At 41.4% G+C, this 11,768-nt stretch carries 10 protein-coding genes; 3 read left to right on the top strand and 7 right to left on the bottom strand.

Annotated features, from left to right (window positions below):
* Positions 1-17 precede the first annotated feature (17 nt).
* From tynA to ACS125_RS14160, 3 genes are all read left to right on the top strand, one after another.
* Complete coding sequence (gene tynA, locus ACS125_RS14170) at positions 18-2,333, top strand: primary-amine oxidase (protein ID WP_443272846.1); 2,316 nt, start codon at positions 18-20, stop codon at positions 2,331-2,333.
* A 143-nt stretch (positions 2,334-2,476) separates the two neighbouring features.
* Positions 2,477-3,694 carry a hypothetical protein gene (locus ACS125_RS14165; protein ID WP_443273989.1) on the top strand — a complete coding sequence of 406 codons (1,218 nt, stop codon included), beginning with the start codon at positions 2,477-2,479 and terminating at the stop codon, positions 3,692-3,694.
* A 33-nt stretch (positions 3,695-3,727) separates the two neighbouring features.
* On the top strand, positions 3,728-5,215 hold the full coding sequence (locus ACS125_RS14160; protein ID WP_443272844.1) for an NAD-dependent phenylacetaldehyde dehydrogenase: 1,488 nt from the start codon (positions 3,728-3,730) through the stop codon (positions 5,213-5,215).
* A 62-nt stretch (positions 5,216-5,277) separates the two neighbouring features.
* Here ACS125_RS14160 and pcaD read toward each other — a convergent pair whose 3' ends face one another.
* From pcaD to ACS125_RS14125, 7 genes are all read right to left on the bottom strand, one after another.
* Positions 5,278-6,057, bottom strand: a complete 780-nt coding sequence (gene pcaD / locus ACS125_RS14155) for a 3-oxoadipate enol-lactonase (protein WP_443272842.1) — start codon at positions 6,055-6,057, stop codon at positions 5,278-5,280.
* A 10-nt stretch (positions 6,058-6,067) separates the two neighbouring features.
* Positions 6,068-7,282 (bottom strand): 3-oxoadipyl-CoA thiolase, encoded by a 1,215-nt coding sequence (gene pcaF, locus ACS125_RS14150; protein ID WP_443272840.1) that lies wholly within the window; start codon positions 7,280-7,282, stop codon positions 6,068-6,070.
* Positions 7,283-7,701: 419 nt separating this feature from the next.
* Positions 7,702-8,355: a 3-oxoacid CoA-transferase subunit B gene (locus tag ACS125_RS14145; RefSeq protein WP_004792017.1), complete on the bottom strand. Its 654-nt coding sequence runs from the start codon at positions 8,353-8,355 to the stop codon at positions 7,702-7,704.
* Between the two features lie 18 nt (positions 8,356-8,373).
* Positions 8,374-9,045 carry a 3-oxoacid CoA-transferase subunit A gene (locus ACS125_RS14140; RefSeq protein ID WP_004792078.1) on the bottom strand — a complete coding sequence of 224 codons (672 nt, stop codon included), beginning with the start codon at positions 9,043-9,045 and terminating at the stop codon, positions 8,374-8,376.
* 134 nt (positions 9,046-9,179) lie between these two features.
* Positions 9,180-10,100, bottom strand: coding sequence for a catechol 1,2-dioxygenase (gene catA, locus ACS125_RS14135; RefSeq protein ID WP_061875030.1), 921 nt, complete (start codon positions 10,098-10,100; stop codon positions 9,180-9,182).
* A gap of 160 nt (positions 10,101-10,260) precedes the next feature.
* Positions 10,261-10,551, bottom strand: a complete 291-nt coding sequence (gene catC / locus ACS125_RS14130) for a muconolactone Delta-isomerase (RefSeq protein WP_003651954.1) — start codon at positions 10,549-10,551, stop codon at positions 10,261-10,263.
* 23 nt (positions 10,552-10,574) lie between these two features.
* Positions 10,575-11,681, bottom strand: a complete 1,107-nt coding sequence (locus tag ACS125_RS14125) for a muconate/chloromuconate family cycloisomerase (RefSeq protein WP_238611486.1) — start codon at positions 11,679-11,681, stop codon at positions 10,575-10,577.
* Positions 11,682-11,768 lie beyond the last annotated feature (87 nt).

The raw sequence follows: 11,768 nt of genomic DNA, 5'->3' as shown, positions 1-11,768 counted from the left end.
AGGGATAGATGAAAAGGATGAAACCAATGCGTAAACAACGATTATTGAATGATATACAAAAAATATTGGCACTTAACTTATCAATCGCTGCAAGCTTTTGGGGACTCAATACTCAAGCGTTTGCTCATGGTGGACATGCCGAAATGGTCTCACTTTATCAAAACATGAGTGAGCAAGGCGCTAAAGTTGTCAAAGACGATTTTACCAATACTTATATGATTACCAAAGGCTCTATGGTGGTTCGAGCTAAGCCAAATTCAAATCAGGTTTTAGTGAATGGAAAACCTCTAAAATTAAGCGTCCCACTATTAATTAAAGATAATAAACCTGTGATCGGAAAAGACTTCTTTAATGAAGTATTTCAGTCTGGTTTAGATCAAACTTTTAAAGTTGAAAATACGTTTCATCCGCTCAATAGTTTAAATTCTGACGAAATTAAAAAGACATTTGATGTGATTAACCGCTCAAAATACGCCTATAAAAATATGCGTTTTGCCGAGTTAAAGCTAAAAGAGCCAGAAAAAGCAAAAGTTTGGGATTACTTTATTAATCACAAAGAATATAAAGACGCTCGAATTGCATCTTTCATTTTGTTAAAAGGCAAACAAGCGATTGAAGGTGAAGTTAATCTTAATACTCAGCAAGTCACAAAATGGAATGTACTTAAAGACACTCATGGAATGGTTTTGCTTGATAACTTTGAAACAGTACAGCGTGTGATTGAAGCGAGTAAAGAATATCAGGATGCTTTACGCAAACGTGGTGTAACCGATGTTAAGAAAGTCATTACCAATCCATTAACCGTGGGATATTTCGGTGGTAAAGATGGCTTGGATAAACAACTTAATGTTTTAAAAGTTGTGTCGTATCTAGATACTGGTGATGGTAACTATTGGGCACATCCAATTGAAAACTTGGTGGCTGTGGTTGATTTAGATAAAGAAAAAATTATTAAAATCGAAGAAGGAGCCATGATTCCAGTTCCCATGACGGATCGACCTTATGCCACTAAAAATACCAAACCACCGAAAATCAAACCGTTGAATATTAGTGAACCCGAAGGCAAGAACTTTTCTATTACAGGACAAACAGTACATTGGGGTAATTGGTGTTTCCATGTTGCATTAGATTCACGTGTTGGCCTGCAACTTTCAACCGTGACGTATAAAGATAAAGGTGTAAAACGTAAAGTCATGTATGAAGGTAACCTTGGTGGAATGGTGGTTCCATATGGTGACCCTGACATGGGATGGTACTTTAAGTCTTATCTGGACTCTGGTGAGTACGGAATGGGAACACTCACATCAGCCATTCAACTTGGGACCGATGCACCAGAAAATGCGGTGTTACTTGATGCGGTGATTGCAGACTATAAAGGCCAGCCACAAGTTATTCCAAATGCGATTGCAATTTTTGAGCGCTATGCTGGCCCTGAATATAAACACCAAGAAATATTTGGTGATCAAGATGCAAGTGAAGCACGCCGTGAACTTGTAGTGCGCTGGATTAGTACAGTGGGTAACTACGATTACATGTTTGACTGGGTATTTGCTCAAAATGGCGTGATTGGCATTAATGCGGGTGCTACAGGTATTGAAGCGGTTAAAGGCGTTAAAGCACGAACCATGCATGACAGTACTGCGAAAGAAGACACCAAATATGGCACCTTAATTGACCATAATATTGTGGGTACAACACATCAACATATCTATAACTTCCGCTTAGATATGGATGTAGATGGCGAAAATAATAGTTTCATGCATATGGACCCTGTGGTGAAGACCAATGATCGAGGCGGTGTGCGTACAAGTACAATGCAAATTGACAGTAAAGTTATTACCAATGAGCAGAATGCGGCTGAAAAATTTGATCCGTCTACCATTCGCTTACTCACGAATTTCAACAAGGAAAATAAATTAGGTAATCCGGTTTCTTACCAGCTCATTCCTTTTGCAGGTGGAACACACCCTGTGGCGAAGGGTGCTAATTTTTCTAAAGATGAATGGTTATTTAAACGTTTGAACTTTATGGATAAGCAAATTTGGGTGACTCAGTACAATCCAGACGAACGCTACCCTGAAGGGAAATATTCAAACCGTTCGACTCATGACACAGGTTTAGGTCAGTTCATTGGCAACAATGAAAATATTGAAAATAAAGATCTTGTGGTGTGGATGACAACAGGCACAACCCATGTGGCACGTGCAGAAGAATGGCCAATCATGCCGACAGAGTGGGTGAATACACTGATCAAACCGTGGAACTTTTTTGACAATACGCCGACTTTGAACTTGGGTGAAGAAGAGCAAAACACGCAGCACGACCATCACTAAAGACGTGTATCACGCGAGATGGGTAACGAATTGGTTACCCACTCTTAGCGTCTGGTAGACCATTCACAAAAAAGGAATTTTGTATGAAAACTCTACTTTCTCAAGTTATGAGAGGGACTCTCTTTGTCTCATTTTTTTCAACTGTGCATGCTGGCGAGTTTGAAATTAAACCAACTTTTGAAGCAACTTTTGGGGTCTTTAGTAGCGGTAAAAGCTATAACGGCGAAAACCTAGATGATGAAAGAGTCAATTGGCAAGAAGGTCATCTTAAATATGGTGCTAAAGGACAATACACCTTTAAAAACAATCAGCTCTATGCAAGTTTGAGTGGTATTAGTTCGGCAACATTTGGTGATGGCGACGCAGGCCAAAATAGTAATGGCAAAGAACGTAAAACAGATGTGAATGAATGGATCATTGGTTTTAAAGACGGCACCAATAAAGATGAGTTAACGACCTATGATTTAAGTATTGGTCGGCAAAATATCATGATTGGTGATGGGTTCTTTATTGCGGGTGATGCGTTAAACCTCGGTAAAGTGCCTGCGGATGGCACACTCGATCGGGGCGGTGCATATTATCTAGCAGCTCGTCGAAGCTTTGATTTTACGACTTTGCTTCAATACAAACCGCAAGAGAATACAACGCTAAAGTTGGCTTATTTAAAATCAAACAACAAAGCACAATTTTCACCAGAACTGTTTGTAACTGATTTGATGTATCAACTTAAAGATAAGGGCGTTGGGTTCACTTACTTAAACGTATTAGACCTTAAAGATGCTGAACACGTTTCAGGGCGACAAGATCTCAAAAACTATGCTTTACGTTTTAATTATCAGCCTTTACCAGAGCTACAAGTTAAAACTGAGTTTGTGGTTCAAGACAAAAAAGATAGCCAAGAAAATGCTGGTTACTTAGCACTGAACTATAACTTTTTATCTTCAAAATATACCCCCTCATTAGGCTATCGTTTTAGCCATTTTTCAGACCAATACGACCCTATGTTTTATGGAAATACAGTCGGCTTCGGTACATGGTTTCAGGGCGAAGTTGCCGGAAACTATGCTAGTCCATTCAATAAAAATGCAGATATTCATCAAGTTTCTTACAGTATGAATCTAAAAGAAAACTTTATGTTAGGTGCTTTGGCCTATAAGTTCAAAACAGTTAATGAATCTTTAACTAATGTAGATGGACATGAACTAGATGTGTTTTCGGTTTGGTCTGTTAATAAAAAATTCAATGTTATTCCTTTAGTAGGACTCTATAAACCGAAACACGATATCCATAGTGGCGGTACTCAAAACTACGATGACAAAACTAATGTGTATGCACAGTTAATTCTGCAATACATCTATTAATAGATCCTTTTAAATGAATTGAGAGAAATAAAAATGAGTGAAGTTCAGATTTTACAAAATGTGCAGCAATTTATGGCACGTCAACATGGACATTTTATTGATGGAAAATTAGTTGCTGCCGAGCATTTAGATAAAGTGGATATTGTAAATCCATCGACTGAACAAGTTGTTGCTCAAATTAGTATTGGTAGTCAACAAGATGTCGAAAATGCCGTGAAAAGTGCTGAACATGCTTTTCAAAATGCGTGGGCTGAAACTACGCCGTATGAACGTGGCGTTAAACTAAATAAGTTGGCAGATTTAATTGAGCAACATGGTGAAGAACTTGCACAGCTCGAAACGTTGTCTACAGGAAAACTTATCAATATTTCCCGTCATCTTGAAGTTGCACAATCTGTTATTTTCTTAAGATATTTTGCTGGTTGGGCAACTAAAATTAATGGTCAAACCATGCAACCTTCTATTCCTTCTATGCAAGGTGAGAAATATACAGCCTTTACTTTAAGACAACCAATTGGCGTGGTTGCAGGGATTGTGCCTTGGAATTTTTCACTGATGATTGGTGTATGGAAAATTGGTTCAGCTTTAACAACTGGCTGCACCATTGTGCTTAAACCGAGTGAGTTTGCCAGCTTATCTTTATTACGTTTAGCTGAACTTGCCATTGAAGCAGGTATTCCAGCGGGTGTGATTAATGTAGTAACAGGTAAGGGCGATACAGGACAATATTTAATTGAGTCGCCACTCGTTAAGAAAGTCTCATTTACAGGTTCAGTACCAACAGGCATTGCCATTGGTAAACTCGCGATGAGCAGCGATTTAACCCGTGTTAGTCTAGAGTTGGGCGGTAAAAATGCCATAGCTATCTTAGCCGATGCAAATATTGATGAGATTTTACCGACTTTATTGCAAGCAACTTTTGTACATCAAGGCCAAGTTTGTGCATCCCCAGAGCGTTTTTTTGTACACCGTACAAAATATGATGAACTTGTCGAGAAACTCTCTAAAGCACTCTCTAGTTTCAAAATTGGCTCGGCTATGGATGAGGAAAGTATGTTTGGTCCACTCTCTAATCAGCCACATTTTAATAAAGTGAAACATTATTTAGAGATAGCTAAAGCCAACAACCAGATTATTGCTGGAGGTGAGGCTTTAGATCAGACAGGGTATTTTGTACAGCCGACTTTAATATCCTTTAAAAATACGGATGATCCTTTATTTTCAGAGGAAACTTTTGGTCCAGTAGTTGGGGTAATGTCATTCGAAACTGATGAAGAACTCGTTCAACTGATGAATCAGTCGCGCTTTGGTTTAACCGCTAGTATCTGGACAAATGACTTATCTAAAGCTTTGCGTTTAATTCCTAAGATTGAAGCAGGAACCTTGTGGGTCAATATGCATACGTTCTTAGATCCATCTGTTCCATTTGGCGGGGTAAAAGCTTCAGGAATTGGCAGAGAGTTTTCTGATGCATTTATTGAAGATTACACCGAATTAAAATCGGTTATGATTCGGTATTAATTTAAAGAAGTAAATGCAGATATAAAAAATGGCCTTTATAGGCCATTTTTTGAATCATTAAATTAACCTAATAAAAAATCCTTTAGGATTTTATTAAAAGCTTCGGGCTGTTCTACATTTGAAATATGAGAAGCATCTATTTCTGCAAGTTTTGATTGTGGAATGCGTTGCTGCATAAATTGACCATCTGCAACGGTTGTTACAGGGTCTTGGGTTCCAGCAATCACCAGTACTGGAATTTTAATGTCTTTTAACTGCTCACGGACATCCGCTTTAGCCAAAGCCTCACAACAATTGGCATAACCGATTGCGCTGCCAGCACTTAAGTCGTTACACAGGTTGTTGACAATTGAAGCATGACTTTGGATAAAGGGATCTGTAAACCATCGCGAAGCTGCTGTAGCTGCGATCGGTTGTAAACCTTGCTCACGCACTAATTTTGCACGATCAAGCCATGCCTGTTCTTGCCCAATTTTAGCGGCAGTATTTGCCACAATGACATGACTAAAGCGGTCAGGGTAGTGAATTGCAAGCCATTGCCCAGTTAAACCGCCCATTGAAATACCACAAAAAGCAGCTTTAGTAATATTTAGATGATCAAGTAAACGGACAACATCTTCACCTAATTGCTCTACAGTGTATGGGCCGTCAGGTGTAGATGATGAACCGTGACCACGTGTGTCATAACAGATCACAAAAAATTGATCTTTTAACTCATTAAACTGTTTTTGCCACATACCATAATTGGTGCCCAAAGAATTGGAAAACACCAGAGCAGGGGAAGACGGTTCGCCAAAGGTTTGATAGTTAATTTGTGCATCGGCAGATTGAAAAGATGGCATTTATTTCTCCTTAAAGTGCTTCAACACGTTCAATAATCAATGCGATACCTTGACCTACACCAATACACATTGAACACAAGGCGTAACGGCCATCTGTTTGCTCAAGCTGGTTTAGGGCTGTAGTGACTAAGCGTGCACCTGATGCACCAAGTGGATGACCCAAAGCAATTGCACCACCGTTTGGATTTACCTTGTCAGAATCATCTGGTAAACCTAAATCACGAGTAACTGCCAAAGCCTGTGCAGCAAAGGCTTCATTCAGCTCAATCACATCCATCTGCTCTAAAGTCAGGTTGGCTTGTTTAAGTAATTTTTTAATGGCTGGTGCCGGAGCAAAACCCATAATGCGTGGTTCTACACCTACTGCTGTTGAAGCAACGATCTTGGCACGCGGTTTTAAGTTGTAAGCTTGAACTGCCTCATCAGAAGCGATCAGCAGAGCTGCTGCACCATCGTTAATGCCTGAAGCATTGCCCGCAGTCACAGAACCATCTGCTTTGACAACAGGTTTAAGTTTGCTTAAAGCTTCTAGCGTGGTTGATGCACGCGGATGTTCATCGGTATCAATCACAACAGCATCGCCCTTACGCTGAGGGATTTCAACTGCCACGATTTCTTTAGAAAAAAAGCCTTTGGCTTGCGCGCTTGCGGTGCGTTGTTGGCTCACCAAGGCAAACTGATCCTGATCTGCACGATTAACGTTGAACTGTTCAGCGACGTTTTCGGCAGTCTGGGGCATGGTGTCTACACCATACAATTCTTTAAGTTTAGGATTAATGAAACGCCAACCCATGGTGGTATCTTCAATCTTCTGGCTACGGCCAAAAGCACTGTCGGACTTACCCATCACATAGGGTGCGCGGCTCATGCTTTCTACACCACCTGCAATCACCAAGTTTGCTTCACCGGCTTTAATGGCACGGGCAGCAATGGCAATTGCATCGAGTGAAGAACCACACAAACGGTTAATGGTGGTTGCTGGTACTTGATACGGTAAACCTGCAAGCAGTGCTGACATACGGCCCACGTTACGGTTGTCTTCACCGGCTTGGTTAGCACAGCCATAGATCACATCATCGACCTGTTCCCAATCTACATTCGGGTTACGCTGGATTAAAGCTTTAATCGGTACAGCGCCAAGGTCATCGGCACGGACAGGAGCAAGACCACCGGCATAACGGCCGAATGGAGTACGGATGGCATCGATGATATAAGCGTTTTTCATTCTAACTTTTGTCCTTTACTTCAGGCCTTTTTAGCCATTCTCCGTAAGTATTTCGTGGTGGCGACATGGATGTCGCCGTGTTGCTCAGCACAACAGGGAGGTTGTGTCTGAGTAACAAAGGTTTTTGGTTACTTTTTTAAAAAAGTGACACGAATTAGCTGGTGGCATCTGGCTTAAACAGATAAGACCCTGTTGTGATGATTTATAAGTTTTCATATCAACGAATAGCATCACGGCTGTAATCTACTGTGATATCCGTAAGTCTGTTGCATAAGCGATACCTTACTTTTGAAAGGTCAAAAGTAACAAAAACCTTTGTTGAACAGAGGAGGCTTCCTTGCCTCCCTGTCCAACGGGCGACATCCATGTCGCCTGTCACCATAGTGAATACTGTGTAATAGTTTTTGGCTATGCAAACCTTACCCTTGAGTGGCATCAATCAAAGTTGCACCAGTTAAAGCCTGTAACTCATCAAAGCTAAGACCTTCCACTTTCTCAATCACCTTTAAACCATCTTTGGTCACATCAATCACACACAGGTCGGTGTAAATACGGTCAACGCAGTGTTTACCCGTAACTGGATAGCTCAGCTCAGCCACAATCTTTGGCTCACCTTGCTTGGTCACATGGTCAGTAGTGATAAATACTTTTTTAGCACCTACAGCTAAATCCATCGCACCACCTACCGCAGGAATTGCATCCGGTGCACCTGTGTGCCAGTTGGCCAAGTCACCATTTGCTGCCACCTGAAAGGCGCCAAGCACGGCAATATCAAGGTGACCACCACGCATCATGGCAAATGAGTCGCCATGGTGGAAAAAGCTGCCGCCTTCAAGCATGGTCACAAACTCTTTACCCGCATTAATGAGTTCAGGGTCTTCTTCACCTGCCGCTGGCGGTGGACCAAAAGCCAACAAACCATTTTCAGAATGAAGAAAAATATCTTTGTCGTTAGGTAAGTAGCTTGCAATCTTGGTTGGTAAACCAATACCCAAGTTCACATAGGCACCATCTGGAATATCTTGTGCCACACGTTTTGCAATCTGGTCACGGCTGAGTTTCTGGTAGCTCATGTTATTTCTCCTTATTGCTTATTGTGCGGGCGCTACTTGTACAACATGCTGTACAAAAATACCTGGGGTGATGATATGTTCTGGATCTAAGCCACCGAGTTCAACCACTTCAGACACCTGAACAATCGTGACATCCGCAGCCATCGCCATAATCGGGCCAAAGTTACGTGCAGATTTACGGTAAACCAGATTGCCCCAGCGGTCGCCCTTGTAAGCCTTAATTAAGGCAAAGTCAGCCTTAATCGGATATTCAAGTACGTAATCTTTCCCATCAATCTCACGGGTTTCTTTGCCTTCAGCTAAAAGTGTTCCAAAACCTGTTGGGGTAAACACAGCACCTAATCCCATACCGGCTGCCTGAATACGACAAGCCAGATTACCTTGTGGTACCACTTCAAGCTCGACCTTTCCGGCACGGTACAGTTCATCAAACACATAAGAGTCTGACTGACGCGGGAAAGAACAGATTACTTTTTTAACCGAACCGGCTTTAAGCAGTTTAGCCAGACCATAATCGCCATTACCGGCGTTATTGCTGACAATTGTTAAATCTTTAATACCCAGTTCAATGAGTCCGTCAATGAGTTCAGCGGGTTGTCCTGCGGTACCAAAACCACCAATCAGAATGGTTGCACCATCTTTAATCTGCGATAGTGCCTCGCTTAGTGAGGACTTACTTTTGTCAATCATGTGAGAAACCTTAGAGCATGAGGTAACGTGATGTATTACTACCGCTAAAAATTTATTTAAATTCTTAAGGGTAGTAATAAATGGAATAAATTTTGTGAGTCAAAAGCGAACTTTCAACTCACATATACTTTCAATTAAGCGCTAGCACGACGACGTTCAACTTCAGTTGAAGGAGCGGCAGCAGCATCTTTAACAAGTTCGATGTTAAATGTGATGTGTTTGAAAGCGTGATCTAAACCACGGCGTTGGATTTCAGCTGGGTCAGTTACATCAACTGCTGTTGCAACTAAGCCATCACGAGTTGCGAAGGCAAAGTCATCCCACAAGTACTCATCACCCTCAATGTTGAATTGAGTTGTAAGCTTGCGGTAACCTGGTGCAGAAACGAAGTAGTGAACGTGAGATGGACGGTTACCATGACGGCCTAACTTGTTAAGAAGGGCCTGAGTTGTACCTTCTGGAGGGCAACCATAACCTACTGGCATTGTGGTTAATGCCACATACTTACCATCAGCATCAGTCAAAATACTACGGCGTAAGTTGAAGTCAGATTGTGACTTATCAAAGAATGAGTAGTTACCCAAACTGTTGGCATGCCATACTTCAACTTTAGCATTTTCAATGATATTGCCATCAGTATCAGTCACAGTACCTTCAATAATTAAGGTATCGATTTTGCCTGTTTCAGTACCATCATCCATACGTGCAAAACCAACCGATTCAGGCGCACCCGCTACGTAAAGTGGGCCTTCGATGGTACGAGGTGTGCCACCTGTAACACCAGCTTTTGCATCCGCTTCATCTGCACGTAAATCAAGATAGTGCTCTAAACCTAAGCCAGCTGCCAAAAGTCCAAGTTCGTTTGCTTGACCAGCATCGGTAAAATATTCCAGACCTTTCCATACTTCTGAAGGTTGGATGTCTAAATCTTCGATGGCTTGAAATAAATCCCCGAGAAGGCGCACTACAATTTGTTGAACACGTGCATCGACTTCGCCTTTTGCAGTGTCGACATTCATTTGTTTTACAAGCGCATCAATTTGTTGACGGTTCATACTAAAGCTCCTTAAGTATGCAATACGGTTTTGGGTGGCAGCGTTGCGGGCATTTTGTTTTGCTAGCGAATAAGTGCCGCCACATTCCTTGTTACCTTCTGAATAATCTGCTTGGTTTTTAAATGGACTTCAGGGATCACATTTAAAAAAATCTTTTGGATTACGAATCATCATCACGAACGGAAGAAGGGTGGCGATTGAGTGCCATCACTTCGATGTTCATGTAAGGATAAAGTGGTAATCCCTGTAAAATGTTGTGCAATTCTTCATTGCTCTCGACATCAAAAATACTGATGTTTGAATACTGGCCTGTAACTCGCCAGATGTGACGCCATTTACCTTGGCGTTGCAAATCTTGCGAATAAGCCTTTTCAACGGCCTTAATTTCATTTGCTTTGTCGGCTGGCATATCAAGTGGAATATGCACATCCATACGTACATGAAATAACATGGGAAACTCCTTATCCTGTTGCCTTAACGACGTAACTTCTCGACTTTATCTTCATCAATTTCAATACCTAAGCCTGGAGCCGTTGGCAAGTGCAATTCAAAGTTTTCGTAGCGTAGCGGTTCTTTCAAAATTTCTTCGGTAAGCAATAATGGACCAAATAATTCAGTACCAAACGCTAATGTTTCAAAGGTTGCAAACGCATGAGCAGAAGCAATGCTACCTACAGGACCTTCAAGCATGGTGCCGCCATAAAGATCGATTCCAGCCAAACCTGCAATCTTGGCAACTTCACATGCTTCGATCAGACCACCTGATTGTTCAATCTTCACCGCAAATACATCTGCACCATGACTTTTTGCAATACGGTACGCACTGTCAGGACCAGTTAAAGCTTCATCAGCCATGATTGCGACATCAAAACGGCGTGTTAAACGAGCAAGCGCTTCAGTATTTTGAATAGCGCAAGGTTGTTCAATTAAATCAATCCCGCCATCTTGGAGTTGCTGAATACCTTGAATACATTCCAGCTCTGACCATGCACGATTTACATCGACACGTACACTAATATCTGCACCTAATGCTTTTTTAATTGCAATCACATGATCAACATCGTGTTGCAAAGGTCGTGCACCGATTTTGAGTTTGAACGTGTTATGACGTTTTAGCTCAATCATTTTGCGAGCTTCAGCAATATCTTTTTCTGTGTCGCCAGACGCGAGCGTCCAAAGTACAGGTAAACTATTACGCAGACGGCCACCTAAAACTTCACTTAATGGCACGCCTAGTCGTTTTGCCTGAATATCAAGTAGGGCGGTCTGAATGGCACATTTCGCGAAACGGTTACCATTAATATTCTTACGAATCAGTTTTAGTGTTTGAGCCACATTTAAATCTTTAACTGATGCGAGTAATGGTGCAAAGTAAGTATCAATATTGGCTTTGACACTTTCAGGACTTTCTTCACCATAGTTCAGTCCACCAATGGTGGTCGCTTCACCCCAACCGACAATACCATCCATGGTCGTAATTTTAACGAGCACTAAAGTCTGAGTGCGCATGGTGGTCACAGACAACTGGTGAGGACGGATAGTTGGAATATCCACAAGTATGGTTTCTATGGTTCTATACATGAAGTTTCAACTATTTCAAACTTGTTTACATACCATAGAAGAATGTAATAGCCTAAAATAGATATAGAACGGTATTTTAAGATACTA

It is taken from the genome of Acinetobacter sp. PFS20 (genome assembly GCF_052261015.1).
Classification (GTDB): domain Bacteria; phylum Pseudomonadota; class Gammaproteobacteria; order Pseudomonadales; family Moraxellaceae; genus Acinetobacter.
This window is presented reverse-complemented; position numbering and strand designations above follow the sequence as displayed.

Coding starts and splice junctions, on each gene's coding strand:
- ACS125_RS14140 (WP_004792078.1), bottom strand. CDS start 9,045: ATGATTGACAAAAGTAAGTCCTCACTAAGCGAGGCACTATCGCAGATT.
- pcaF (WP_443272840.1), bottom strand. CDS start 7,282: ATGAAAAACGCTTATATCATCGATGCCATCCGTACTCCATTCGGCCGT.
- catA (WP_061875030.1), bottom strand. CDS start 10,100: ATGAACCGTCAACAAATTGATGCGCTTGTAAAACAAATGAATGTCGAC.
- pcaD (WP_443272842.1), bottom strand. CDS start 6,057: ATGCCATCTTTTCAATCTGCCGATGCACAAATTAACTATCAAACCTTT.
- ACS125_RS14160 (WP_443272844.1), top strand. CDS start 3,728: ATGAGTGAAGTTCAGATTTTACAAAATGTGCAGCAATTTATGGCACGT.
- catC (WP_003651954.1), bottom strand. CDS start 10,551: ATGTTATTTCATGTACGTATGGATGTGCATATTCCACTTGATATGCCA.
- ACS125_RS14145 (WP_004792017.1), bottom strand. CDS start 8,355: ATGAGCTACCAGAAACTCAGCCGTGACCAGATTGCAAAACGTGTGGCA.
- tynA (WP_443272846.1), top strand. CDS start 18: ATGAAACCAATGCGTAAACAACGATTATTGAATGATATACAAAAAATA.
- ACS125_RS14125 (WP_238611486.1), bottom strand. CDS start 11,681: ATGTATAGAACCATAGAAACCATACTTGTGGATATTCCAACTATCCGT.